General features: G+C 66.8%; 24 protein-coding genes. 12 read left to right on the top strand and 12 right to left on the bottom strand.

What is annotated here, in order from left to right; translation table 11 throughout:
- Nucleotides 1-6: 6 nt before the first annotated feature.
- From ABIA30_RS14575 to ABIA30_RS14565, 3 genes are all read right to left on the bottom strand, one after another.
- A complete protein-coding gene (locus ABIA30_RS14575) occupies nucleotides 7-855 on the bottom strand; it encodes a family 16 glycosylhydrolase (protein WP_370066495.1) in 849 nt (282 codons plus the stop codon).
- 188 nt (nucleotides 856-1043) lie between these two features.
- Nucleotides 1044-1484: a hypothetical protein gene (locus tag ABIA30_RS14570; RefSeq protein ID WP_370066493.1), complete on the bottom strand. Its 441-nt coding sequence runs from the start codon at nucleotides 1482-1484 to the stop codon at nucleotides 1044-1046.
- 127 nt (nucleotides 1485-1611) lie between these two features.
- On the bottom strand, nucleotides 1612-3567 hold the full coding sequence (locus tag ABIA30_RS14565; RefSeq protein WP_370066491.1) for an Hsp70 family protein: 1956 nt from the start codon (nucleotides 3565-3567) through the stop codon (nucleotides 1612-1614).
- 125 nt (nucleotides 3568-3692) lie between these two features.
- Between ABIA30_RS14565 and ABIA30_RS14560 the strand changes: the two genes are divergently transcribed.
- Nucleotides 3693-4154, top strand: a complete 462-nt coding sequence (locus ABIA30_RS14560; RefSeq protein WP_370066489.1) for a nuclear transport factor 2 family protein — start codon at nucleotides 3693-3695, stop codon at nucleotides 4152-4154.
- Here ABIA30_RS14560 and ABIA30_RS14555 read toward each other — a convergent pair whose 3' ends face one another.
- Both ABIA30_RS14555 and ABIA30_RS14550 read right to left on the bottom strand, forming a co-directional pair.
- Nucleotides 4155-4817: a L,D-transpeptidase gene (locus ABIA30_RS14555; protein ID WP_370066487.1), complete on the bottom strand. Its 663-nt coding sequence runs from the start codon at nucleotides 4815-4817 to the stop codon at nucleotides 4155-4157. It abuts the gene before it with no gap.
- 46 nt (nucleotides 4818-4863) lie between these two features.
- Nucleotides 4864-5511, bottom strand: coding sequence for a phosphatase PAP2 family protein (locus ABIA30_RS14550; RefSeq protein ID WP_370066485.1), 648 nt, complete (start codon nucleotides 5509-5511; stop codon nucleotides 4864-4866).
- A gap of 95 nt (nucleotides 5512-5606) precedes the next feature.
- Between ABIA30_RS14550 and ABIA30_RS14545 the strand changes: the two genes are divergently transcribed.
- The 8 genes from ABIA30_RS14545 (at nucleotide 5607) to ABIA30_RS14510 (ending at nucleotide 14193) form a co-directional block, all read left to right on the top strand.
- Nucleotides 5607-7268, top strand: a complete 1662-nt coding sequence (locus tag ABIA30_RS14545; RefSeq protein ID WP_370066483.1) for a cytosine permease — start codon at nucleotides 5607-5609, stop codon at nucleotides 7266-7268.
- Between the two features lie 69 nt (nucleotides 7269-7337).
- The gene (locus ABIA30_RS14540) at nucleotides 7338-7826 is read left to right on the top strand and encodes a hypothetical protein (protein WP_370066481.1); all 489 of its coding nucleotides are present in this window, start codon (nucleotides 7338-7340) and stop codon (nucleotides 7824-7826) included.
- Nucleotides 7823-8560, top strand: a complete 738-nt coding sequence (locus ABIA30_RS14535) for a CoA pyrophosphatase (protein WP_370066479.1) — start codon at nucleotides 7823-7825, stop codon at nucleotides 8558-8560. Before ABIA30_RS14540 ends, ABIA30_RS14535 begins: the two co-directional genes overlap by 4 nt.
- A gap of 97 nt (nucleotides 8561-8657) precedes the next feature.
- A complete protein-coding gene (locus ABIA30_RS14530; RefSeq protein ID WP_370066477.1) occupies nucleotides 8658-10007 on the top strand; it encodes a sulfatase in 1350 nt (449 codons plus the stop codon).
- A gap of 61 nt (nucleotides 10008-10068) precedes the next feature.
- Nucleotides 10069-10869 (top strand): Stf0 family sulfotransferase, encoded by an 801-nt coding sequence (locus tag ABIA30_RS14525; protein WP_370066475.1) that lies wholly within the window; start codon nucleotides 10069-10071, stop codon nucleotides 10867-10869.
- Nucleotides 10866-11777: a sulfate adenylyltransferase subunit CysD gene (gene cysD / locus ABIA30_RS14520; protein ID WP_370066473.1), complete on the top strand. Its 912-nt coding sequence runs from the start codon at nucleotides 10866-10868 to the stop codon at nucleotides 11775-11777. Before ABIA30_RS14525 ends, cysD begins: the two co-directional genes overlap by 4 nt.
- A 112-nt stretch (nucleotides 11778-11889) precedes the next feature.
- Nucleotides 11890-13746 carry an adenylyl-sulfate kinase gene (cysC, locus tag ABIA30_RS14515; RefSeq protein WP_370066471.1) on the top strand — a complete coding sequence of 619 codons (1857 nt, stop codon included), beginning with the start codon at nucleotides 11890-11892 and terminating at the stop codon, nucleotides 13744-13746.
- Between the two features lie 210 nt (nucleotides 13747-13956).
- Entirely contained in the window at nucleotides 13957-14193 is a 237-nt protein-coding gene (locus tag ABIA30_RS14510) for a hypothetical protein (RefSeq protein ID WP_370066469.1), read from the top strand.
- 43 nt (nucleotides 14194-14236) lie between these two features.
- On the opposite strand, the gene ABIA30_RS14505 is transcribed toward ABIA30_RS14510, so the two are convergent.
- Nucleotides 14237-14998: a trans-aconitate 2-methyltransferase gene (locus tag ABIA30_RS14505; RefSeq protein ID WP_370066467.1), complete on the bottom strand. Its 762-nt coding sequence runs from the start codon at nucleotides 14996-14998 to the stop codon at nucleotides 14237-14239.
- An 84-nt stretch (nucleotides 14999-15082) separates the two neighbouring features.
- Between ABIA30_RS14505 and ABIA30_RS14500 the strand changes: the two genes are divergently transcribed.
- From ABIA30_RS14500 to ABIA30_RS14490, 3 genes are read left to right on the top strand one after another with little or no spacing between them, the layout of a single operon-like run.
- Nucleotides 15083-15958: an amidohydrolase family protein gene (locus ABIA30_RS14500; RefSeq protein WP_370066465.1), complete on the top strand. Its 876-nt coding sequence runs from the start codon at nucleotides 15083-15085 to the stop codon at nucleotides 15956-15958.
- Nucleotides 15955-17733, top strand: coding sequence for a glycosyltransferase family 39 protein (locus tag ABIA30_RS14495; RefSeq protein WP_370066463.1), 1779 nt, complete (start codon nucleotides 15955-15957; stop codon nucleotides 17731-17733). Before ABIA30_RS14500 ends, ABIA30_RS14495 begins: the two co-directional genes overlap by 4 nt.
- 9 nt (nucleotides 17734-17742) lie before the next feature.
- Nucleotides 17743-18945, top strand: a complete 1203-nt coding sequence (locus ABIA30_RS14490) for an alpha/beta hydrolase family protein (RefSeq protein WP_370066461.1) — start codon at nucleotides 17743-17745, stop codon at nucleotides 18943-18945.
- Here ABIA30_RS14490 and eccE read toward each other — a convergent pair.
- The 6 genes from eccE to ABIA30_RS14460 are packed head-to-tail and all read right to left on the bottom strand — an operon-like array spanning nucleotide 18938 to nucleotide 24176.
- Nucleotides 18938-19867, bottom strand: a complete 930-nt coding sequence (gene eccE / locus ABIA30_RS14485; RefSeq protein WP_370066459.1) for a type VII secretion protein EccE — start codon at nucleotides 19865-19867, stop codon at nucleotides 18938-18940. The genes ABIA30_RS14490 and eccE overlap by 8 nt on opposite strands.
- Complete coding sequence (mycP, locus tag ABIA30_RS14480; protein ID WP_370067100.1) at nucleotides 19864-21222, bottom strand: type VII secretion-associated serine protease mycosin; 1359 nt, start codon at nucleotides 21220-21222, stop codon at nucleotides 19864-19866. The genes eccE and mycP overlap by 4 nt, the downstream gene beginning before the upstream one ends.
- A gap of 29 nt (nucleotides 21223-21251) precedes the next feature.
- Nucleotides 21252-22670, bottom strand: coding sequence for a type VII secretion integral membrane protein EccD (eccD, locus tag ABIA30_RS14475; protein ID WP_370066457.1), 1419 nt, complete (start codon nucleotides 22668-22670; stop codon nucleotides 21252-21254).
- Entirely contained in the window at nucleotides 22648-23574 is a 927-nt protein-coding gene (locus ABIA30_RS14470) for an ESX secretion-associated protein EspG (protein WP_370066455.1), read from the bottom strand. The genes eccD and ABIA30_RS14470 overlap by 23 nt, the downstream gene beginning before the upstream one ends.
- Nucleotides 23565-23852, bottom strand: a complete 288-nt coding sequence (locus tag ABIA30_RS14465) for a WXG100 family type VII secretion target (RefSeq protein ID WP_370066453.1) — start codon at nucleotides 23850-23852, stop codon at nucleotides 23565-23567. Before ABIA30_RS14465 ends, ABIA30_RS14470 begins: the two co-directional genes overlap by 10 nt.
- A gap of 30 nt (nucleotides 23853-23882) precedes the next feature.
- A complete protein-coding gene (locus ABIA30_RS14460) occupies nucleotides 23883-24176 on the bottom strand; it encodes a WXG100 family type VII secretion target (RefSeq protein WP_370066451.1) in 294 nt (97 codons plus the stop codon).
- Nucleotides 24177-24200 lie beyond the last annotated feature (24 nt).

Raw genomic sequence — 24200 nt, 5'->3', positions numbered from 1 at the left:
GCAGGACTACCAGACTCGCACCCAGTCGACCAGCATCTCTGCCGGGTAGACGCCGCCCTTGGGGTCACCACCGCCGGAACCGGCGACCGCCAGGTTCAGCACCGGGAACACCCGGTAGTCGGGCAGGTTGAACGGCCACCCGTCCAGCGAGTTGGCTTCGACCTGGAAGTAGGGCTGCGCGCCCTCGACGTAGTCCTGCCAGAAGTAGATACCGGCGTCGTTCCAGGTGACGCGCCAGTTGTGCCAGTCGCTGTTGATCGGGTACGGGTTGGTGGCGAACGACGTGCCATCCGACCGGGCGTGCACGGTGGTGCCAGACGGCCAGTCGTGGTTGCCGTACCACTCGGCGAGGTCGATCTCACCGCCGACGACGGGGTGGTCGTTGGACAGCCACCACGCGGGCCAGCACCCCAGGGTCAGGCAGTTGAACTTGATCCGCGCTTCCCAGGTGGTGTTGATGCCGCCCCAGAAGGTCCCGAAGACCTTGCCGCTGGTGTACTTGCCGCCCGGGTCGCGGGTGGCGCGGATGACCAGGTTCGAGTTGCCGTCCAGGAATACGTGCTGACGGTCGTCGCGGTACTCGCCCATGTTCTCCGGACGGTCCCAGAACACCGGGTTCTTGATCCGCTCGCGGTGCGTCGCGATGTTCCACTTGGACGCGTCAGGCCGCGAACCGGCCGGACCGTCGAACTCGTCCCGGAAGATGTAGTTGGGTCCCGAAGCAGTAGTCGGCGGCGCCGCAGGCGGGTTCAACCCACCACGGTCGGCACGCGCGTCGGCGAGGGCTTCGGGCGTCGGCAGCGCGGCACCCAACATGCCCAGCCCCGACATCAGCATCAAGTTGCGACGATCCATTTCCGGCACAGTGGACCATCAAAGCCGTTGTACGGGAGCCGCCGCAACTCGCGACATGGTCACCCGAGCGCATTGTGTACTGACAAACCGCTGGTCAACCGCTGAAAAGCGAGCGAACACGCAGCTACCAAACGAAAACAGGTGACCGGCGTCACCGGCCACCTGTCTGGTTCGGAAAGTTGTGGGAGTCAGCGGCCCGCGCCCGCCGCGTTCTCCCCAGCAGCCTCGGACGCCGCCGCCGCCGAGGACGCCGCCGCCGCCGACATCGACGCCGACACCTGCGACCCCACCGGGCTGCCTACAGAGTTGCCCGCTATCCCGGGCCCGGCGACGCCGGCTTCACAGTTCAGCGAGAGCAGAACTTCGTTGGTCGACGAGCCGCTGGAGTCCTGCGGCGGCTGGACGGTGCGCAGCACCTGGTTCACCACAAGGCAATTAGGCCGCTGCAGGAGGTCGCCGACGGTGGTGGACACAACGGTCTTGTAGCCCGCGTTGCTCAGGCTCGTCGTCGCGTCGCTGTACTTCTGCCCGACGACATTCGGCGGGATGCCGGCCCATGCCACACCACTGCCGACCAGCGCGGCGGCACCTAACGCCACCGCACTACCGATACCCAACGCAATCTTCATGCCCGTCATCCTGCCTTAGTCGCCTATGACCCGCCGACCGTTACCCCGGTCGCGGCGGACACCATCGATCCACCCATGTTGGCGCATCCGCGGGGCATCCGCCGGACAATCGGGCCAGATCTCTGCGCTATTGCTGCGGCAGGTACGGCTGATAGGGGCTGTACTGCTGATTCGGGGCGTATGGCGAGTAGCCCGGCGACTGCTGGTATCCGGGGTACTGCTGATACCCGGGGCTGTACGGGTTGGCCGGCGCGGCCGGCTGCGCCGGCTGGTCCGGGCCCTTGGGCACCTGAATCGGAACGGGCACCGGCACGAAGGGCAGCCTGATGTACGCCGTCGTCATGGTCGGCGTAGCCGACGTCTCGGTCGGGGGTGGCGGCGGAGGCGGCGCCTCGGTCGTCGTGGGTGGCGGCGGAGGCGCGGTGGTCGTGGGCGGCGCAGTGGTCGTCGGTGCGTGGGTCGTGACGGTGTGCTGGATGGGCGGAGGCGCGTGGGTGACCGTCACCGTGGGTTCGTGCGTCGGCGGCGGCGGCGGGGGTGGCGGAGGCGGCGGGGGTGGCGGCACCTCACTGGTGACCGTCACAGTGCTGGGCGGCGGCGGAGCGACGCTGGTGACCGGAGGCGGCGCCGAGGTCGTGGTGGGTGCGGGCGCGGGCGCGTTCTTGTTGTCACCGGTCAGCACGACGGTCACGCCGCCGACCGCCAGCAACGCGGCGACGGCGAGCCCGAACACGACCAACGGGAATCGTTGCCAGGCCTTCGACGGCTCAGCCACCACGGGTGCGGCCGGCGGCACGTACTTCGAGATAGCGCGGGTCGCGGTGGCGTCGTACGAATCCTCGCCGTTGTACGGCAGCACATCGTCGGTGGCGTCGTCGTCCTGAGACCAAGCCAAGGCCCGGAATCCAGAACTGGGTGCTCCCGCGGCCGGTGCCGTAGTGGCTTCGGTCGCCGGCCCGGCATCGAGCGAGGGCAGCCCGGCGATACCGTCCAACACCGCGGCCGGCGCCATCCCGGTCTGGGCGTCGGCGCCGGCACCGTAGACGGCGAACAACGTCGCGCCCACCGCCGCATCGGCGGCCGACGCCGCAGTCGCCACCACCGGAATGCCGGCGGCGCGCGAGCCGGTCCGCTCGACGACACCGGCGGCAAGCCCCGGAATCTGCGCGGCACCGCCCACCGCGGCGACCGCGCTGACATCGGACCAGGCAAAGTTGTTGCGCTGCAAAAGATCGTCAAGTTCGCTGAAGACCGCGTCGAGCGGCTCGGTCAGCAAAGGCTCGAGCTCGGCGCGGGTGATCCGCACCGTCGAATAGTGCCCGGGTAGGTCCACGGGTACATCGGCCGTTTCCGCGGTGGACAACTGCTCCTTGGCGGTGCGGCAGGCGGCCCGCAAGGCATCCACCGAACTCATCGCCGCGGTGCCGGCAGGTTGTTCTTCCGTTGCCGCCGCGTCACCGGTGTGGGCGGCTCCGTCGAGCACGCGTTCGGCGAGTGCCTCGTCGATCTGGTCTCCGGAGCACTCCGTCAGCCGGCTGGTGGCGACCGGTTCGAACGCCGACGCCGCATCGGCCAGCGTGATGTTGGTGCCCGCACCGCCGAAGTCCAGCAGTGCCACAACGCCCTTGCCGGGCAGGCCCGGATCGGCATGCAGCGCGGTCAGCGCGGCCACCGCATCGGACACCAACCGGGCCGGCACCCCGTTGGGCGCCAAACTCGGATTGCCGCGCATCGCCGCCCGCATGGCCCGCAACCGGGCAGAGTTCCAGTGCGCCGGGACGGCGATGGCCAGTTGCCCGGAGGGCGCCTCTCCACCGATCGACTCGATCAGGGCATCGAGGGCTTCCACCACCAGTTGATCCGCGTGATACGAGGTGCCGTCGGAGGCGACCAATGGCACCGGATCACCGATCCGGTCCACAAAACCGGTCACCGTGACACCGCAGTCGTCGGTCGGCACGCCGAGACATGGCGCGCGGTCGCCGAACAGATTCAACACCGCTCGCCGCACTATGGGTGGGCTGCCAACTCGGGCCGCGACCAGGTTGGTCGTCCCGATCGACAACCCCAGCGGGTCGCTCATATCGGTAACACCATAGCCGCCAAACGGTATTGAACCTCGTTCTCCCAGCTAACTTTTGGACTTCCGTGACGCATTCGTGGCCAATTCGCCATGCCACTGTCGCCGGGTGTGCTGCAATGTCCGCCATGGGTGACATCGACGAGATCAAGCAAGTGAAATACCGGTACCTGCGCGCACTGGATACCAAGAACTGGGACGACTTCGCAGCCACCCTCACCGAAGACGTGGTCGGCGACTACGGCACGTCGATGGGCGGCGATCAACTCAAGTTCTCCGACCGGGATGCCCTGGTGCAGTACATGCGGACCTCGCTGGGCCCCCAGATCATCACCGAACACCGCGTCGACCATCCCGAGATCGACGTCGACGGCGATGAGGCCACGGCCACCTGGTACCTCCAAGATCGAGTCATCGGAGCCGATTTCAACTTCATGCTCATCGGCGCCGCGTTCTATCGCGACCGCTACCGCCGCACCCCGGACGGCTGGCGGATCAGCGCCACCGGCTACGACCGGACCTACGACGCCACGATGTCGCTGGAAAACTTGAACTTCAAGCTGAAACCCGGTGCAGCCCTGAACATCTGATCACTTCGACACAGCGATCAACGCCCCCGGCTGCAGCCACTTCATCACCTTCACCAGGGTATCGTCGTCGATGGCAACGCAGCCGGCGGTGGGGCCGCCATCGCCGACGTGCAGGAAGAACGCACCGCCGTCACCAGGCACCCGCTGCGGGTTGACGCCCATCACCACCGCGTGCTTGTACGGCGTGACGTCCAGGTTCTCGGTCCCGCTGGCCGGATCGGTGTCGAACTTGCACGCGGCGCGCTTGCACACCTGCATGGTGTTGTAGGTCGGGCTGTTGACGTCCCCGTCCCACCAGTGATCGGGGGTGACCTGGACGTACTGCAGTGCGGTGCCCGGGTTCGGCGCGGTACCGAACGCAAAGGGCAACGTGAAAACGCCCATGGGCGTGGCATTGTTGCCGTCGTGGCTCTTGGGCACCATGCCGTTGGCGCCGATGCTGGCCGAGATACCGGCGGCGACGGGCTCCCAGCCCGCGGCACTACGCTGGTAAACGTCCATCTTGGCGTGCGAACCACCAACGCCCACAACGGAAATCACCTGGGTCGCGTTGCCGACCGAACTGGCAAACCACGGGTTGACGACGGCGTGTCCGACGGGCGCCTGTGCCACGGCGGCCACCGTCAGCCACGCAGCATTCAGCAAAACCGCCAGTCGACGCATCCGTCCATGGTCGACAGCACCCGGTGTCAGGTCAAGCCGGCAGCGATCAAGGTTTAGCCACAATCGTGTTGTCGCTGGTGCGGCGACCCGTCAGGATCGGCAACGTCGCCAGGAACCACGCCGTGCCCATCAGCCAGCCGGCCAGCACGTCACTGGGGTAGTGCACGTTCAGCACCACCCTGCTGACCCCGATCAGCAGCACCACCACCGCTCCGATGCCGGCGGCGATCCACACCCACCGGCGCCGGGCAGGTGCCAGCGCCAGCGCGGCGGCGGCCAACCCCAGCACGCCGGCCAGGGTGCCCAGCGCATGACCGGACGGAAACGACCACGATGGTTCGTGCGCCAGTGCGGTGACCGGACGCGGCCGCTGGGCGATGCCTTTGAGGATGTCGGTGACCGTCCCGGTCAGCACCACACCCACCAACAAGAACAAGGCCTCGCGGCGTCGGCGTCGCACCAGGGCGCCGAGCGCCACCACGGCGGCGGCAATCTGAAAGGTCCACGGGCCGAACACCGTGCTGAACACTCGCCAGCCGTGCACCCAGTGGTGACGGGGGACGCCGTAACGGCGCGCAGTGGCCAACAGTGAGGTGTCGACGCCGTGCAGCCAACTCCACTGCGACGCCCAACCGATCCACAGCAACCCGTAGCCGATCAACGTCAGCGTCAGCACCAGCCACCTGTTGCGCATCGCCACCCGAACCTCTCCACCCGCACGTCAAAGTGTCCTCAGAAGGAACACGGCCGTCACGACCATGAAACATTCCGCCCATAGCTTCGCTAACTATGACCCAGGAGCTCGGCCAGGAGCAGCCGCCGGTAGTCGACAGTGACGCCGATCAGGATCAGCTGACCGCCACCAGGGAAACCCTGGAGGACTACACGCTGCGGTTCGCCCCACGTAGCTACCGCAAGTGGTCGACGCGGGTGGTCGGTATCTCGGCGCTCGGCGGCATCGCCTACCTGGCCGACTTCGCGATCGGCGCGAACATCGGTATCTCGTACGGCACCACCAATGCGCTGGCCGGGATCGCGATCTTCGCCGTGGTCATCTTCCTGACCGGATTCCCAGTGGCCTACTACTCGGCCCGGTACAACATCGATCTGGACCTGGTGACCCGCGGCAGCGGCTTCGGCTACTACGGCTCGGTGGTCACCAACGTCATCTTCGCGACCTTCACCTTCATCTTCTTCGCACTCGAGGGCTCGATCATGGCCCAGGGCCTCAAACTGGGCCTGGGTATACCGCTGTGGCTGGGATACGCGGCCTCGACGCTGATCATCTTCCCGCTGGTCATCTACGGCATGAAGGTGCTCGCCACGCTGCAGGTGTGGACGACGCCGCTGTGGCTGCTCCTGATGGTCGCCCCCTTCGGCTACCTGCTGATCAGCCATCCGGAGTCGGTGCACCAGTTCTTCGCCTACCAGGGTGAAAAGGGCGTCCACGGCTTCGACCTGGGCTCGACGCTGATGGCGGCGGGCGTGTGCCTGTCACTGATCGCCCAGATCGCCGAACAGAACGACTACCTGCGGTTCATGCCGCCGAAGACGCCGGAGAACAAGCGGTCGTGGTGGACCTGGCTGATCCTGGCCGGCCCGGGCTGGGTGTTCTTCGGTGCCATCAAGCAGATCGTCGGCCTGTTCCTGGCCGTCTACCTGATCGCGAACGTCGCGGGCAGCGTGGGCATCGCCAACCAGCCGGTGCACCAGTTCCTGGAGATCTACGACAACTTCCTGCCGCGCTGGCTGGCGATGACCCTGGCGGTGGCTCTGGTGGTGATCAGCCAGGTCAAGATCAACGTCACCAACGCGTACTCGGGGTCGCTGGCCTGGACCAACTCCTACACCCGGGTAACCAAGCACTACCCGGGCCGGGTGGTGTTCCTGGGGGTCAACCTGGTGATCGCCCTGATCCTGATGGAAGCCAACATGTTTGACTTCCTCAACACCATCCTGGGCTTCTACGCCAACTGCGGTATGGCCTGGGTCGTGGTGGTCGCCAGCGACATCGTCTTCAACAAGTTCCTGCTGAAGCTCTCACCGATGCAGCCCGAGTTCCGCCGCGGCATGCTCTACAACTTCAACCCGGTGGGCTTCGGCTCGATGCTCATTGCCGCCGGGCTCTCCGTGGTGGCGTTCTTCGGCGGGCTGGGTGAGGGACTGCGGCCATACTCGCCGCTGGTCGCGATCGTGCTGGGCCTGGTGCTGCCGCCGGCGCTGGCCATCGCGACCAAGGGCAAGTACTACCTGCGTCGCACCGACGACGGTATCGACCTGCCGATGTACGACGAGTACGGCAACCCGTCCGATGCACACCTGCTGTGCGGGCACTGCCACCACGAGTACGAGCGGCCGGACATGCTGGCCGACGCCGCCGTCGAGGGCGGGTACATCTGTTCACTGTGCCTGTCGACGGACAAGACCGGCGCGCACGTCCTACCCGAGTAACCCATCGAGGGAGAATCCACTACGGCTCTCATCCAGTGGATTCACCCTCGCGGCCTTTACTCTGAAGGCATGCCCGTACTGCTGCGCAAGATGCTCGGCATCGGAACACTGCCGAGTTCCGTCCGTGCAGAACTGGCCGACGAACAGCTCATCCACCTTGCCGAGTTCGTCCCGGTGACGTTCCGGTTCGCCGGGCACATACCGGGCAAGGTGGCCAAGAGCACCCTCCGCAGTCACGTCGGTGCTCTGGCGTTCACCGATCAACGGGTGCTCGGCGTGCTCTCGTCCGGCCCGAAAAAGGGCAACAAGACCATCGACCGCCTGTGGTCCGCCCCGGCGGGCTCCATGGTGACCGGCACCATCGACGAGGACGGGATGCTGCTGGACTGTCCCGACATCAGCGTCATCAGCAAGCAGTTCTCCGGATCAATGTCGTTGCGTTACAAGGTCTCCCTGCCGGACGAGGTGCTGGCGCAGCTGCCCACCCGGAAAATGACGTTCGACGTCCCCCAGAAGTACGTCTACATCGCGTGCGATATCCAGCGGCCGCAAGCATGACCGGTGCTGCCGGCGCGCCCGTTCGTTACGACGAGGAGCTGCGGGAAAGCATCCGGATGCATCTGGCCGGCCACCGGCGTCGAGTGGTCGATGATCCCTCCAAACGGCGCGCCGCGGTTGCCGTGGTTCTGGTGGACTCGCAGATCGGTGAGGATCGGGTGGACCCGGCCCCGGTCGACGACTGGATTGCCGGGCGCGAGATGCCCGACGAAGGCCTGGACGGTCGCATGGTCGGCGTCGCCGGCGGTGCGTCGTTCCTGTTGTGCCGCAGGGCATCCCGGTTGAGTTCGCATTCCGCGCAGTGGGCCCTGCCGGGTGGTCGCCTGGATCCGGGCGAGACGGTGGTACAGGCGGCGCTGCGCGAATTGGACGAGGAGGTCGGCATCGCCTTGCCCGACTCGTCGGTGCTGGGCCTGCTGGATGACTACTCGACCCGTTCCGGTTACGTCATCACCCCGGTCGTGGTGTGGGGCGGCGGCCGGCTGGACCCACGTCCCTCTCCTGACGAGGTGGTCGCGGTGTATCGGGTCGGGCTGCACAATCTGCAGCGTCCGGACTCACCACGGTTCGTGTCGATTCCCGAAAGCCCGCGCCCGGTGGTGCAGATACCACTGGGCAACGACCGGATCTTCGCCCCGACCGGCGCCATCCTGCTGCAACTGCGCTGGCTGGGGTTGGAGGGCCGTGGCGATCCCGTGGACCAGCTGGAACAGCCAGTATTCGCTTGGCAGTGACGGTAGCAATCGGTATGCGGAAAACCGGTGCACCGTGCGGTGATTCACGATGGGATGGATCGTTTCGTCGTCACGACCCCAGGAGGTAGCCACACCGATGGGTGACAATGTGTTGTTCGTGCACTGGCACGACCTGGGCCGGTATCTCGGGGTGTACGGTCACCCCGATGTCGCCAGCCCGCGGTTGGATCAGTTGGCCGCCGAAGGCATCTTGTTCACCCGCGCGCATGCCACAGCTCCACTGTGCTCGCCGTCGCGCGGCTCGCTGTTCACCGGTCGCTACCCGCAGAGCAACGGCCTGATCGGGCTGGCGCACCACGGCTGGGAATATCGCGCCGGCGTGCAGACCCTGCCTCAGCTGCTGTCCGAATCGGGCTGGCGCACAGCCTTGTTCGGCATGCAGCACGAGACGTCATTTCCGTCCCGGCTGGGTTTCGACGAGTTCGACGTGTCCAACTCGTACTGCGAATACGTCGTCGAGCAGGCCACCCGATGGCTCGCTGATCCGCCCCAGCAGCCGTTCCTGCTCACCGCCGGCTTCTTCGAAACCCACCGGCCGTACCCCCGGAACCGCTACGAACCGGCATCGGGCGACGTCGTGTCGGTGCCGGACTACCTGCCCGACACCGACGCCGTGCGCGAGGACCTGGCCGAGTTCTACGGCTCCATCGCGGTGGCCGACGCGGCGGTAGGGCAATTGCTGGATACCCTGGCGGCCACCGGGCTGGACCGCACCACCTGGGTGGTGTTCCTCACCGACCACGGTCCTGCGCTGCCGCGCGCCAAGTCGACCTTGTACGACGCCGGCACCGGGATCGCGATGATCGTGCGTCCACCTTTGGACTCAGACATTGCCCCACGGGTCTATGACGACCTGTTCAGCGGGGTGGATCTGCTGCCCACTCTGTTGGATCTACTTGGTGTACCGATTCCCGTTGCGGTGGAAGGCCTCTCCCACGCTGGGGCCTTGCGCGGCGAGGCCAGTGAGGTGCGCGGCGAGCTCTACACCGCCAAGACCTATCACGACTCGTTCGACCCGATCCGGGCGGTGCGCACCAAGAAGTTCAGCTATATCGAAAATTACGCGGATCGGCCGCTGCTGGACCTGCCGTGGGACATCGCGGACAGTCCACCGGGTCAGGCCGTCGAACCGCTCACCCGCGCCGGCCGCCCGGCCCGCGAACTATATGACCTGTCCGCCGACCCGACCGAACGCAACAACCTGCTGCTGCAGAACGAACACCTGGATGTGGCTACAGAGTTGGCGTTGAAACTGGACACCTGGCGCCAGCAGACCTGTGACGTCATCCCGTCGGACTTCGCGGGCACCGCGATCGCCGACCGGTTCACCGCAACATATCTGAGCATCCACGGCCGGCCCGCAACCAGCCGATCGGCGGTCGCGTCCGACCGTGGAATCACCGCCGAATCGAGCACGCAACCTTAATACTCACGGTGCGAAAAATGCCCTTCTGCAAGGCATTTGAGCACCAGCTAGGCTCTCGGCCATGACAGCCAAAACGGCTTATCTGGTCCTGGCATCCCAACGCAGCGGCAGCACCTTGCTGGTCGAGTCGCTGCGCGCCACCGGGGTGGCCGGCGAGCCCCAGGAGTTCTTCCAGTACCTGCCGCACACCAGCATGTCGCCGCAGCCGCGTGAGTGGTTCGCCGACACCGAGGACGAATCGATCCTGCGGCTGCTCGATCCGCTGATCGACGGCAGGCCGGAACTGGCGCCCGCGACCATCTGGCGCGACTACATCCAGACCGCCGGCCGTACGCCCAACGGGATATGGGGCGGCAAGCTCATGTGGAACCAGACCGCACAGTTGCTGCGCCGGGCCAAGGATCTGCCGGACCGTTCCGGCGACGGGCTGTTGGCCGCCATCCGTGACGTCACCGGCACCGACCCGGTTCTGGTGCATGTGTACCGGCCCGACGTGGTCTCTCAGGCCGTGTCGTTCTGGCGCGCGGTGCAGACCCGGGTGTGGCGCGGCCGTCCCGATCCGGTGCGCGATGCCCGGGCCGAGTACCACGCCGGCGCCATCGCCCACGTGGTGCGGATGCTGCAGACGCAGGAGGAGGGCTGGCGGCAGTGGTTCGCCGAGGAGAACGTCGACGTGGTCGACGTGCCGTATCCGGTGCTGTGGCGCAACCTCACGGAGGTGGTCGGCGACGTGCTGGAAGCACTCGGCCAGGACCGCCGCTTGGCGCCGGCACCGGTGCTGGAGCGGCAGGCCGACCAGCGTTCGGATGAATGGGTCGAGCGCTACCGCGCCGACGCCGAGCAGGAGGGATTACCGGTATGACGGTGCATGACGTTCACGTCGACGAGTTGCGCCTGCTGGAAGCCGAGGCGGTGCACATCATCCGCGAAGTGGTTGCCGAATTGGAGCGCCCGGTACTGCTGTTCTCCGCCGGCAAGGACTCGATCGTGCTACTCCGGCTGGCGGAGAAGGCTTTTCGTCCTTCGCCTCTGCCGTTCCCGGTGCTGCACGTCGACACCGGGCACAACTTTCCCGAAGTGATCGAGTTTCGCGACCGCCGTACCACCGGGCAGGGCCACAAGCTGATCGTCGCCTCGGTGCAGGAGACGATCGACAGTGGCCGGGTGGCCGACCCTGGACCGGGCGCCTCCCGCAACCGACAGCAGACCCGCACCCTGCTCGATGCGTTGGAAGCCGGCGGGTTCGACGCGGCGTTCGGCGGCGCCCGCCGGGACGAGGAGCGCGCCCGGGCCAAGGAGCGCATCCTGAGTTTCCGCGACGAGTTCGGGCAGTGGGATCCGCGGGCCCAGCGACCGGAACCGTGGACGCTCTACAACGGCCGGATCCGCAAGGGCGAACAGGTCCGCGTGTTTCCGCTGAGCAACTGGACCGAGATCGACATCTGGCGTTATGTCCAGCTGGAAGGCCTTGAGCTGCCGCCGATCTACTTCGCGCACGAACGCGAGGTGTTCGAGCGAGACGGCATCCTGCTGGCGGTCTCCGAGCACACCCAACCGGTCGATACCGAGTCCGCAGCCGTCGAATGGGTGCGTTACCGCACTGTCGGCGACCTGACCATCACGGGCGCGGTGCGGTCGAAAGCGATTGACATCGACCGGGTCATCACCGAGATCTCGGCGGCGACCGTCTCCGAACGCGGTGAGACCCGGGCCGACGACCGGACGTCGGCGGCGGCCATGGAGGACCGGAAACGTGAGGGGTACTTCTGATGCCGGGGCGAGCGAAGCGACGGGAATTGATGTCGGGGCGAGCGAAGCGACGGGAATTGATGTCAGGGCGAGCAGGGCAAGCGGAGCGCAGCGGAGCAACGGGAGAAATACAGTGACGAGGCAGTTACTGCGGATCGCCACCGCCGGTTCGGTCGACGACGGTAAGAGCACGCTGATCGGGCGGCTTTTGCACGATACCGACAGCCTGCCGCTGGACCACCTGGACGCGGTCACCGATGAAGATGGTGTCGCCGACCTGGCGGCCCTGTCCGACGGGTTGCGCGCCGAACGCGAACAGGGCATCACCATCGACGTGGCGTACCGGTTCTTCTCGACGGAGAAGCGCAGCTACATCCTGGCCGATACCCCGGGACATGAGCGGTACACCCGCAACATGTTCACCGGCGCATCCAACGCACACGTCGCGATCCTGCTGGTGGACGCCCGGGCCGGAGTGCTGCGCCAGACCCGTCGGCATGCCCGGATCGCAAAACTGTTGGGTATCAAGCACTTTGTGGCCACAGTCAACAAGATCGACCTGGTGGACTTCGACCATGGTCGCTTTGACGAGGTGCACGCCGAACTCGGTCAGGTTGCCGCCCGGCTGGGAGGCGTGGATCTGACGGTGATCCCGCTTGCCGCCAAACTGGGCGACAACGTGGTGCACCGATCCTCGAACACCCCGTGGTACGACGGCCCGACACTGCTGGAATACCTGGAGGGCATCGAGCTCAGCGCACCGCACGCCGATCCCACCAAGCTGCGGTTACCGATCCAGTGGGTGTCACGGCCGACCTCGCAGCAACGCCGGCGCTACACCGGTCGGTTGTCTGCCGGCACGTTGCAGGTGGGTGACACCGTGGTGAGCCTGCCGGCCGGCACGCGATCGACCGTCACCGTCCTGGACACCCTTGATGCGGACCGCACTACAGCCGTTGCACCGCTGTCGGTTTCGGTCGAGCTCGCCGACGACATCGACGTGGGCCGCGGAGATGTTCTGGTCAGCGCAACCGAGGGCGCGCTATTGCCGACGCTGGCCCGCGAACTCGACGCCACAGTGTGCTGGTTCGCCTCGACCCCGCTTCGTGCGGGCGATCGCCTGGCCCTCAAGCAGGGCACCCGCACCGTCCGAGCCACTGTCCAGGCGCTGCACACGCGCTTGGACCCCGAAAACCTCGACGACATCGACGGCCCGGTTGAGTTGGCGCTCAACGACATCGGTGCGATAACCCTGCGCACCAGCTCGACCGTGGTGGCCGACCCCTATCGCGACAACCGGGACAGTGGCGCGTTCATCCTGATCGACGAGGTATCGAACGACACCGTCGGGGCGGGCACCATCACCGAGGCCCGCGAAATCAAACCCGGCACTCACTCGCGCAGCGATATCCGCTGGCATCCTTCGTCATTGGACCGTGCGTACCGGTGGGCCCGGACCGGTCAGCGCGGGGCCACCATCTGGTTCACCGGCCTGCCCGCATCCGGCAAGTCGACGTTGGCCGTCGCGGTCGAGCGGGCGCTGGTGGAATCCGGTCAAGTGGCATACCTGCTGGACGGCGACAACATCCGACACGGGCTGTCCGACGACCTCGGCTTCTCGGCCGGCGATCGGGCCGAGAACATCCGGCGCGTCGGTCATCTGACCCGTCTGCTGGCCGACGCCGGGGTGGTGGCATTGGCCTCACTCGTCTCGCCACTCAACTCCGACCGGCAGACTGCCCGGGAGTTGAGCGCCGCGGCCAAGCTGCCGTTCATCGAGGTGTACGTCGCGACGCCGCGCACCGAATGCGAACGTCGCGACCCCAAAGGTCTGTACGCCCGGGCCAAGGCCGGCGAGTTGCGGGGCCTGACCGGGGTTGACGCGCCCTACGAGCCGCCGGAGTCACCTGACCTGCAGCTCGACACCACCGGCGCCGACATCGACGCCTTGGTCGGCCAGGTCCTCGCTACCCTCCACCGCTTGCGCTGACCTGCGGTTTCGGCGTGCCCACGGGTGCTGGACACCTCTGCGCACGCCGAAATCGCGTGACCTTGTCCCCCGATCGGGGGACAACACAGTTCAACCCTCTCGAGACCCACCTGGTGGACATACATTCCGCTTCCAGTGCGGCACTGTTGAGTCATCGCCGGAACACCCCGGCTCAGAACTCAAAAGCCAACTGCACCAGGAGAATTCGAGATGAACACCGTCGCCCGCTGGACCGCCCACGCCGCCATCTTCGTCGCCATGACCGTCGCCCCCGCGGCCATCGCCATCGGACTGGCCACCTCGGCCCACGCCGCGCCCGCCGCCGGCCCCAACTCCGGCACCTCGATCTCAGCGCCCAGCCAGCACAACAACCCGAACCACAGCAACGCCCCGAAGCCTGGTTCGCGGGAGCACCATCACCACCAGCACAACCACCGCTCCGCGTGATGCGTGCGCGCACCCCCGGTCAGGGCCACGGAGCACGCCAGAGTCACACCTGAGCCACCACGAAAACCCGACGGAACGGGAAGAACGTCGTTCCGTCGGGTCGTGGTGGATACGCCTGGGCCAGCAGCGGAATGATCTGCTCCCGATACCTCTGCCAGTCCTCGTCGGACAGTTTGCCGCGAACGTCGGTCAGCGCGGTCCCGGTGATCCAATCCAGCACCGGCGTCTCCCCGGTCAACTGGTGGATATACGTGGTCTCCCAGGCATCGACGGTGCAGCCGGCCCCGGTCAGCAGCGCGGCGTACTCGGCGGGAGTCTCGACCACCTTGCCCTCGCGAAAACGAATATCGGCCAGCGCTTCACTGAACTCCGGTCGGCGAGCCACCTCGCGCACCGCCTGATGCGACGGGGCGTCGAAGTTGCCGGGCACCTGGAACGCCACCCACGCCCCTTTGGGCAATTCGGTCACCCACCGCTGCAGCAACTCGACGTGATTCGGAACCCATTGCAGCACCGCATTACTCACCAGGACATCGGTGTCGGGCTCGGGAGTCCAGTCCCCCGCGTCGACCACCCTGGCATCGATGCCGCGGGCCCGGGCCGCCTCGACCATCTCCGGCGAGCCGTCCACCGCTTCGAGCACGGCGCCAGGCCAGCGCTGCGACAACGTCGCGGTCAGGTTTCCGGGCCCACAGCCCAGGTCGACCACGCGTCGCGGCGCCTCGGCACCGACTCGGGCCAACAGGTCATAGAACGGCCGACCGCGATGGTCGGCGAACGCCAGATACACCTCGGGATTCCACACACTGCCATCCTGCCGCCTCGTGGGGGTGAGCGAAGCGACGGGGGAGTAAAGCAGCCTGTGGTCTGCCTGCCATTCTCATAGGTGATGGACGACTCAGTACACGAAATCTGGCGGTCGCTGGGCCTGCCCGGCCTGATCGATGTGCACACCCACTTCATGCCCAAAAGCGTCATGGACAAGGTCTGGAAGTACTTCGACGATGTCGGACCGCTTACCGGCCGGCCATGGCCGATCACCTACCGCACCGAGGAGCAGCAGCGCCTGGCCACCCTGCGCGGATTCGGGGTGCGGGCGTTCACCTCGCTGGTGTACGCCCACAAGCCCGGCATGGCAGCCTGGCTCAACCAATGGGCAGCCCAATTCGCCGCCGAGACCCCCGACTGTCTGTCCACCGCGACGTTCTTCCCCGAAACGGGTGCCGCCGGTTACGTGGCGGACGCCATCGCCGGCGGAGCCCGGGTATTCAAGGCCCATGTCCAGGTCGGCGACTATCACCCGGCCGACCCGCTGCTGGACGAAGTCTGGGGCACCATCGCGGAGGCCGGTACGCCGGTGATCATCCACTGCGGTTCCGGCCCGGCTCCCGGTCGGCACACCGGCCCCGAACCAGTTCGCACGGTGCTACGCCGTCACCCCAAGCTGCGGCTGATCATCGCGCACATGGGGATGCCTGAATATTCGGACTTCCTGGATATCTGCGAGCAATACGACGGCGTGCGGTTGGACACCACGATGGCATTCACTGCCTTCGTCGAAGAGAACATGCCGTTCCCGCCGACCGAACGGCGGCGGCTGCTCTCCGTGGCCGACCGGATCCTGTTCGGCAGCGACTTCCCCAACATCCCGTATCCATACGCCGACGCCATCGAAGTTCTCGCCAAAATCGACGGAGTGGACGACGACTGGTTACGACGCGTGCTGTACGGCAATGCGGCGGAGCTATTCGGGTTGATGTCATGAAACAGCGCGTCGCCGTTGGGATTTTGCTTATCGTCACGGCGGCGCTGTACCTCTGGGATCTGTCGGCCAGCGGATACGGCAACACCTATTACGCGGCGGCCGCTCAGGCCGGGGCACAGAGTTGGTCGGCCTGGTTCTTCGGGTCGCTCGATCCGCAGAACTTCATCACCGTCGACAAGCCACCGGCCTCGTTGTGGGTGACCGGACTGTCGGTGCGGCTGTTCGGGCTGAGCAGTTGGTCGGTGTTGGTGCCGCAGGCGCTGATGGGCGTCGCCGCTGTGGCGGTGCTCTATGCGACGGTGCGACGGGCCATCACTGACCCTCAGATCGGTTGTGCCGCAGGGCTTCTCGCCGGCGCGGTGCTGGCCGTCACCCCGGCCGCCGCGCTGATGTTCCGGTTCAACAATCCCGATGCGTTGCTGGTATTGCTGTTGACGGTGGCCGCGTACTGCATGACGCGGGCGGTGGCGGGCACTTCCTGGCGCTGGCTGACGGTCACCGGCGCGGTGGTGGGCCTGGCATTTCTGACCAAGATGCTGCAGGCCTTTCTCGTGCTGCCCGGTTTCGCGCTGGCCTATCTGCTGCTCGCACAGGTCAATTGGCAGCGGCGGATCCTGCACCTGGCATCCGGTGCCGCGGCGGTGGTGGCCGGCGCCGGATGGTGGGTGCTGATCGTATCGCTGATTCCGCCGGATTCCCGGCCGTACATCGGGAGCTCGCGCACCAATTCGGTGCTGGATCTGGCGTTCGGTTACAACGGCATCGGCAGGATCGTGGGCCAGCCCTCGGCCGTCAGTGCGACGTTTCGGTCGCCCACCTCCAGCAGCGGGCCTGGGCGACTGTTCAGCTACGAGATGGGCAATGAAATCTCCTGGCTACTGCCGGCCGCCCTGCTCGCCCTCGCCTACGGCGCCTACCTCACCGCCCGCGCCCGGTTGAGCCGCAATGAGCAAGCGGCCCTGCTGATCTGGGGCAGTTGGTTGGTGGTGACCGTGGCGGTGCTGAGCTACATGACCGGCACGGTCCATCCGTACTACACCGTGGCGCTGGCTCCGGCGATTGCGGCATTGTGCGGATTGGCAGGCCTCTGGTCCTGGCGGGACCGCAGCCGCCTCGACGGACGGCTGGCCCTGGTTGCCCTGCCGACGCTGGCCGGCTGCTGGTCGGCAACGATGGTGAACCGCAATCATTTCGGTCCGTCTTGGCTGCCGTGGCTGGCAGTCGCCCTGACCGCGGCGCTCGCGGTTTCGGCACTCCGCATCCCGATGCTGCTCACCGCGGCGCTGGCGCTGTCCGGGTCTGCCGCTTTCACCGTCGCCACTGTGGCCACTCCACACCACGGCGCCAGTCCGTCGGCGGTGGTGCCGGCCCGAGTCCTCGACGCCGGCTGGCTCGGCACCACCGGCACTGAGCCACAACTGGCACATCTGCTGGCCGATACCCACACCCAATGGTCGGCTGCAGCCAACGGCGCCCAGGCCGCAGCGGCCCTGGAGCTCTCGTCGGGCACGGCGGTGCTGGCCGTCGGCGGCTGGAGCGGGGATCCCGCGCCGACGCTGGAGCAGTTCATCGACTACGTCTACAGCGGCCGGATCAGCTATTACGTCGAGGCTGGTAAGGGCGGCAGCCAAACCCACGGCAAGGTCTTGCGGTCACCGAGTCACACTGCCGCACACACCCGCGAGATCGCCGACTGGGTGGCCGCGCACTACCAACCGGTGACCATCGGAGACTCCCTGGTGTATCGGCTGACGGGGCACGCCGCAGCGCGTTAGCATCGCGCCGTGCCCAGTTCGCCGCAGAGCGATGCCATTGATCCACCCTTCGTGGTTCCCGACGTGGCCGGGGCCGATGCCACGACGCGCGGGCTGCCCCGGCGGGCCGACCTGACCTGGCAGCAGCGACTGATCGTGGATTCGTCGGCGGTGGCCGATCTCGGCCTGCGTACCGTAATGGCCTCTGTGGTGGGCGCGGCGATGGTGCCGCGAATAACGGGGGCCATGCTGCGCCCGGCCGGCGTCCGCGGTGAGCACGATGCCATGCGGTTCTACGCCGAATTGGCCGCCGCCAAAGACGCACAGCTGAGCTTCCCGAGGCCGCTCGAGCTCCCCCGCGTGGCATCTCGGGCAGCCGGTCCGGTGGCCGAATTGGTGGCCCACGGCCGGGTGGACAACATCGCGTTCCGCAGCAGTTTCGAGGCGATCAATCCCGCAGAACGGGAACGCCGGCGCGGATACACCCGAAACAACGTGGTACACGCCCAGCACTGGCGACACGACGACGGCCCGCACCCGACCTTGTGCCTGATCCATGGATTCATGGGGTCGGCGTACCTGTTCAACGGCTTGTTCTTCGCACTGCCCTGGTTCTACCGCGCCGGGTACGACATCTTGTTGTACACCTTGCCTTTTCACGGCCGCCGGGCCGAGAAGAATTCTCCCTACAGTGGTTACGGATTTTTCATGGACGGATTCGGCGGCTTCGCCGAATCCATGGCCCAGGCCGTCCATGATTTCCGTTCGGTGCTGGACTATCTGGAGTTCACCGGCGTAGACCGGATCGCCCTGACCGGAATGTCGTTGGGCGGCTACACTTCCGCGCTGATCGCCGAGGTGGACGACCGTATCCAGGCGGTTATCCCGAACGTTCCGGTGGTGACTCCCGAGACGACGATGGACCAATGGTTCCCGGCCAACCTGCTGGTTCGGCTGGGTGATCTGCTGACCCGCACCGACAAGGACATCGCGGCCGCGGCCTACCGGTACCACTCACCGCTGAACTACCCGCCGCTGATACCCAAGGACCGGCGGCTGATCATCGCCGGCCTGGGTGATCGGTTGGCTCCGCCGCAGCAGGCCGAACTGCTGTGGGAACACTGGGATCGGTGCGAATTCCATTGGTTCCCCGGCAATCACGTCCTGCATGTCAGCCAGCCCGACTACCTGCGCCGGATGACGAGATTCCTCGGCGAGTTCATGTTCAGCTGACGCCGGCGGCGCGCTCCTGCTGCGGGGCCGCGGCAAGAGGCCACGACAACCGGGCCAGCAGTTCAGCTGACAGCTCGGTGACCGGAGTCCCGAGTCGCTGCACCGACAGCGGGTCCATCGCCGCCAGCACCGGGCGTTGCCGTCCCCGCAGTGACACCAGGCCCGCTGCCGCCACGTCCGGCGCCGCCTCGGTCCGCACCGCGCAGGCCGCGGCGACAACGGAATGCCTGGTGTCGCTGGAGAATTCCAATACTGTCCAGATCTCCGACGCCGACGGCTGCGCCGCCAGACCGTCGGACAGCCCGGAAGCGGTCGGCAGGCCGTAGGCGGTGAGGTAGCCGTCCCCGTCCTGGATCGCGCGCCAAGTCTCGCGCGCGCCCGCCTGCAGTGGCGCGTCCGGCTGATCCACTACCGCAACCTGGAATCCCGATTCGCGGAGCTGGTCACCGAGCCGACGAGCCACAATCTGCGCAGTCTCGCGCAGCGGCAGTGCGGCCGAACGGGCCTGCAGCGCAGCCAGGTTCGCCGTGGCATCAATGGTCAGACCAACCCAGGTGGTTCGGCTCTGCCCCTGTGTACGGGTGACGACGCGTACCGAATCGCACCGGATGCCATAACGATCCAGATACCCGGCGACGATCGGTAGTGGCAGCTCCACGGCGTCGTCGGTCGGATCGACCCGCACGGCCACGCTGACCCGGTCATCAGCAGGAACGGCAGCCGGCTCGGCATTGCGGCGGCGCCACATCGCGAATCGGCTGCCGATCATGGTGGTCAAGAAATGCCCGCGCCACCAAGCGAAGACGATCAGGACCACTGCGACCGCCAGGCCCAGCACCCACCGATGCTGGGTTGAATGCCACGGGTAGGTCATGGCCGCCGGCACGATGAACAGCAGGGCCAAGGTGATTCGGGCAGTCATCGGATTTCGTCCTTACGTCGGTGCGCAATCAACGCAGTGATGATCAGCACGACCAGCACCAACCCGCCGGCACCGGCGAATGCGACTGTGCGGCCTGTGTTGTCTTTCGGTGCGGCTGCCGGCGGCGGCGTCACCGCCGTCGGGCGCGGCGGCGCGGTGACCTCAGCGGGCAGCTCCCAGGTGAGTGCGGCGACTGGATCGACGATGCCGAATCCGACCAGATTGGATGGCAAGCGGGCCGCTCCGTGCGCCGTCGCGGTCAACCGGTGGATCACCTGCGTCGCAGTCAATTCAGGAAAACGACTACGTACCAAGGCCGCAACACCGGACACGTAGGCAGCCGCATAGCTGCTGCTGCGCAATGCAAAGAGATCGCCGCGGTCATTGGGTAGGGCGTTCGCCAGCGCTCCGCTGGGGCTGTTGCCCACCGACACGATGTTCTCGCCGGGAGCGGCGATACCGACCCACGGGCCCGGCATGGTGAAGTCCGACGGTTGTCCGGTCTGGTCCAGTGAGCCGACTGACAACACGTACGGCTGCCACCACGACGGAATCGACACGGACCGAACGCCCGCCCAATTGCGTGGGTCCGACGGAAGCCCAGGGTTGTCCACCGGGTTGGCCTGGCATACCGGACCGCCGGCGAGACCGGCTCGGTCATTCCCGGCAGCTGCGACGATCACCGCGTTCTTTTCCACCGCAGCATATTTCAGCGCTGCTCCGAGTTCGGTCTGATCGACAGGTTTGTCGGCCGGCACACACGCCACCGCAGTGATGGCGATGACCTGAGCGCCGAGGTCCGCGGCCCGCACCACAGCGCGCGCCAGGCTGGCGACCTCGATGGCGGCGCGCGCTGCCATCGGATCATCGCCGCTTCCGCGGGGTGAATATCGTTCGGAAGTCTGCCGGATACCGATGATCTGGGCGGCCGGCGCCACGCCGGTGAACCCGTCTTGACCCGGCCGCCCGGCGATGAGACCGGCCACCAAGGTGCCGTGGCCGTCGCAATCGGTAAGTCCGTCACCGGATTCCACGAAATCACCACCCGGCTTCGCGGGCAGTCGCGGGCTGGGCTGCACGCCGGTGTCGATCACCGCGACGCTCTGGCCCTCACCGCGGCTGTAGGCCCACGCCCCCGGCAAGTTGAGCAGCGACTGACTAGGACTCACCACGGCGGGATCAGTGCCCGGCATGGCCCCGGCCGTCACGCACGGGCCGCGCTGGCCCATCGGCGCGACCGGCCCCGCCGACCCGGAAGGCGGAGCGGCGGATGAGTCAACCTGGGGTGGGGCGACGGCGGCCGCACCCGGGCAGACTGTGACAGCTGTCGCCAAAGCGGTTGTCAGGACCGCCATTGCGGACCGCAGCGGTTGATTCACCACGGTCACCGATTGATGACCCAAGCGAACAGCCCCACCAGGTAAGCCATCACCGGGATCAGCGACGCGTCCAGTGCGGTCGCCAGGAAGCCGACCAGTCGACGCATCGGCAGCGAGTAGGTCTGCGGCGAGGCCAGCTGCGGATAGAGCGCGACCACAGCACCGACCGTCACCAATACTGCCAGCGCAATCAGCGCCCACCAGGCGCCGTGGTAGCGGCCGGTGCCGGCGAACAATACGACGAGCGCGCCGGTCACGAGGAACGGCTCACCCAGCAGCCAGGCCTTGCACAGTGCCGCATCCCAGACCCGAGCCCGCAGCGCCGACCCCAGCCCCGCAGCGGCAATCAGGTACCAGGCCCACGGCGAAACATGTTGTCCGGAAACCAGAATCAACGACGCAGCAATGGTGACCAACACGGCACCAGCGACGAATCCCGTCTGATGCGCCTCACTGACCCGCACCCGACGCGGCAGGTCGGCCAGCACCCGGATCGGCAGCGCCGACGGTGTCGGATCACCCGGCGCAGGAATGTTGGGCACCGGGAAACGCGCCCACAACGTCGAGAGCTGGGCCGCCTGCACAGTGACCACGAGAGCGAAAACCAGCAACACGCTACCGATGACGGTGGCACTCACCTGCCACAGCGCGGCGACCGCACCGACCAGCAGACCGCCGGCGCCCACGACGGTTGCCGTGGTGAAGGCGGCGATGGCCCGCTCGGCGAGGACGACGCTGATGATCGACCAGGCGGTCACCCCGGCCGCTCCGAGGAGCAGTCGGGTCGCCCATGAATCACCCGGAACTGCCAATGCGAGCGCGACTCCGACCGGCGCCAGCGCGGTAAGGCTCAACGCGGTCGACAGACCGGGCTCGGTCGGACGGCGCAGCAGTGCTCCGACGACGGTCAGCACAGCCACTGCGCACACCGTCAACAATCCCGCCGACTGACCGGTGTGCACCCGAACCAGGGCGGACAGCACGGTCGCCAGCAGCACCAACGCCACCACTGACCATGCCGCGTACCGACGAATATGTGCGATGCCCCAAGGCTTTTCCCGTGACGCCGAGAAAATCACCGCGGCGTCGGCGATGTCCTCGACGATGCGCGGCGCCGGCGGACCAGCCGGCAACGGCTGCAGTGCCAGCAGGTCACCGTCCACCACACCGACGGTGTCCAATGTGGCGTCCAGGCTGTATGGCGCGCCGCCGACCGGAGCCAGTGACAGCAGCTGGGTGGAGGCGGCCGAGCCCTCATTGTCCGGCGCGACGATCCGGCGCAACGCCGGCACGATCTCGCGCAACGGCAAACCGGCCGGCAGCGCCAGGTCCGTGAGACGGCCACCGTTGTCGGCATCGCCGGCTGCCAGCACCGCAACCCGCACAATCGGCATCACGGTGCTACCGGATATGTTCTGGGACATCGTTTTTCCGTTCCATATTGAATGTGTCGAAATCTCTGGTCAGGTTCGAATCCGGGAACCATGAGCCGTCGGGCAGTGCCGCGGTGAGCCGCTGCAACGCCGCCGATATAGCCAGATCCGTTCCCGGACCGAAAGTGGAAATCCACGTCCCGTCAGACGCTTTGGCCGGCCGAACCAAAATCCGCCCAGCAGTGGTGTCAACCACGCTCACGCCGACATCGGTGCACACCCGGTGTCCGTCGCGGTGGTCACCGGCGACGATTTCGACATACCTGCGTTGCGGGGCGAACGCGGCCCGGATCACCTGGTGCGCCGATCGCGCAATCCCCAAGTAGTCCATGACATCGTCCAGCGCCTCACCGCTGCGCAGGCGCTCGTCGGCACGGGCACCGATATGCGCGGGCAGAGCGAACTCTGCGAATTGCGCCGGGGCACGCCCCGACAACCCGGCCGTCACCACCGACACCAGCGCCTCGGGATAGCCGAGGGACAGCTCCGTGCAGGTCATCAGGTGTTCGCTACGCAATGCGATGACCGTGGAGCCGTCGCTGCCGCGAGCCAGTAGCCCACGCAACAGTGCACCGCCGTCGGCCACCCAGCGCAGCTCGAGCCAGCGACGCGGTCGGCACACCGTGCGGATCCATTGGGCAACAGCAGGATTCACTGCACCGTCGGCCGCCAGTACACCCAGCTGGGTGAGGCCGGCGGTCTGCTCGGCGTCGAAGTCTCGCTTGTCGGCCGGATCGCTGTAAGGCTGGGTGATGGCCAGCACCCACGGAAAGTTCCCGGCGCCGAGCCTATCTGCCAGGAACCAGGCCTGCTCCGTGGTCAGTTCAACCGCGTTCGGGCTGAGCCCACTGGTGGGGCCCAGCCCGCTGCGGCCATCGGTGGGGCTCAACCCCACTTGGCCCCCTCTGCTTGATCCCGCGCACTCATCGACATCGTGTTCGCCTCGTGGGTGGTGGCCATCGCACGATAAGCGCGGACCAACTCCTCCATCGCGGTGTTCCACTGCGCCTGCCAGGCCTGGTAGCTGCTCCCGGTGTCGCCCTGCCAGGCGCCGGCCAGCGCTGCCTGCTCACTGGCGATGTCCGCGCCGACGGCATGCAATGCACCTGCGTAGGAGGACATTTCACCGGCGTGGGCCAGCATCGCCGGGTAGTTGTACATGATCTGTGACATCGTTGATCTCCTCGATTCGGTTCGTGACGGCTAGAACGCGGTGTAGCTGCTGGCTGCGGCGGCGTCTTGCGCGACGTACGTGCCCGCGGCATCACCCAGGTTGACCTGAGCGATGTCGAGCAGTGCGTTGACCTTCGCCGCGACCTCCATGAAGCGGACGTGCGCAGCCTGGAACGCTGCTGCTGCCTCGCCCTGGTAGTAGCCCTGCGCGGACTGGGCCGCCTGCTCGGCCTGGGCGATGGTGCTGCGCATCAGCGCGGCCTTGGCCGAGAACGCTGCCTCGGAGGCGACCAGCTGTGGGATGTGTGCGTCAAGCATGCTCATGGTTGTTCCCCTCGGATGTGGTGT

This window comes from Mycobacterium sp. MAA66 (assembly GCF_041261665.1).
Lineage (GTDB): Bacteria > Actinomycetota > Actinomycetes > Mycobacteriales > Mycobacteriaceae > Mycobacterium.
This window is presented reverse-complemented; position numbering and strand designations above follow the sequence as displayed.

Coding starts and splice junctions, on each gene's coding strand:
- ABIA30_RS14575 (WP_370066495.1), bottom strand. CDS start 855: ATGGATCGTCGCAACTTGATGCTGATGTCGGGGCTGGGCATGTTGGGT.
- ABIA30_RS14570 (WP_370066493.1), bottom strand. CDS start 1,484: ATGAAGATTGCGTTGGGTATCGGTAGTGCGGTGGCGTTAGGTGCCGCC.
- ABIA30_RS14565 (WP_370066491.1), bottom strand. CDS start 3,567: ATGAGCGACCCGCTGGGGTTGTCGATCGGGACGACCAACCTGGTCGCG.
- ABIA30_RS14560 (WP_370066489.1), top strand. CDS start 3,693: ATGGGTGACATCGACGAGATCAAGCAAGTGAAATACCGGTACCTGCGC.
- ABIA30_RS14555 (WP_370066487.1), bottom strand. CDS start 4,817: ATGCGTCGACTGGCGGTTTTGCTGAATGCTGCGTGGCTGACGGTGGCC.
- ABIA30_RS14550 (WP_370066485.1), bottom strand. CDS start 5,511: ATGCGCAACAGGTGGCTGGTGCTGACGCTGACGTTGATCGGCTACGGG.
- ABIA30_RS14545 (WP_370066483.1), top strand. CDS start 5,607: ATGACCCAGGAGCTCGGCCAGGAGCAGCCGCCGGTAGTCGACAGTGAC.
- ABIA30_RS14540 (WP_370066481.1), top strand. CDS start 7,338: ATGCCCGTACTGCTGCGCAAGATGCTCGGCATCGGAACACTGCCGAGT.
- ABIA30_RS14535 (WP_370066479.1), top strand. CDS start 7,823: ATGACCGGTGCTGCCGGCGCGCCCGTTCGTTACGACGAGGAGCTGCGG.
- ABIA30_RS14530 (WP_370066477.1), top strand. CDS start 8,658: ATGGGTGACAATGTGTTGTTCGTGCACTGGCACGACCTGGGCCGGTAT.
- ABIA30_RS14525 (WP_370066475.1), top strand. CDS start 10,069: ATGACAGCCAAAACGGCTTATCTGGTCCTGGCATCCCAACGCAGCGGC.
- cysD (WP_370066473.1), top strand. CDS start 10,866: ATGACGGTGCATGACGTTCACGTCGACGAGTTGCGCCTGCTGGAAGCC.
- ABIA30_RS14510 (WP_370066469.1), top strand. CDS start 13,957: ATGAACACCGTCGCCCGCTGGACCGCCCACGCCGCCATCTTCGTCGCC.
- ABIA30_RS14500 (WP_370066465.1), top strand. CDS start 15,083: ATGGACGACTCAGTACACGAAATCTGGCGGTCGCTGGGCCTGCCCGGC.
- ABIA30_RS14495 (WP_370066463.1), top strand. CDS start 15,955: ATGAAACAGCGCGTCGCCGTTGGGATTTTGCTTATCGTCACGGCGGCG.
- eccE (WP_370066459.1), bottom strand. CDS start 19,867: ATGACTGCCCGAATCACCTTGGCCCTGCTGTTCATCGTGCCGGCGGCC.
- mycP (WP_370067100.1), bottom strand. CDS start 21,222: ATGGCGGTCCTGACAACCGCTTTGGCGACAGCTGTCACAGTCTGCCCG.
- eccD (WP_370066457.1), bottom strand. CDS start 22,670: ATGTCCCAGAACATATCCGGTAGCACCGTGATGCCGATTGTGCGGGTT.
- ABIA30_RS14465 (WP_370066453.1), bottom strand. CDS start 23,852: ATGTCACAGATCATGTACAACTACCCGGCGATGCTGGCCCACGCCGGT.
- ABIA30_RS14460 (WP_370066451.1), bottom strand. CDS start 24,176: ATGAGCATGCTTGACGCACACATCCCACAGCTGGTCGCCTCCGAGGCA.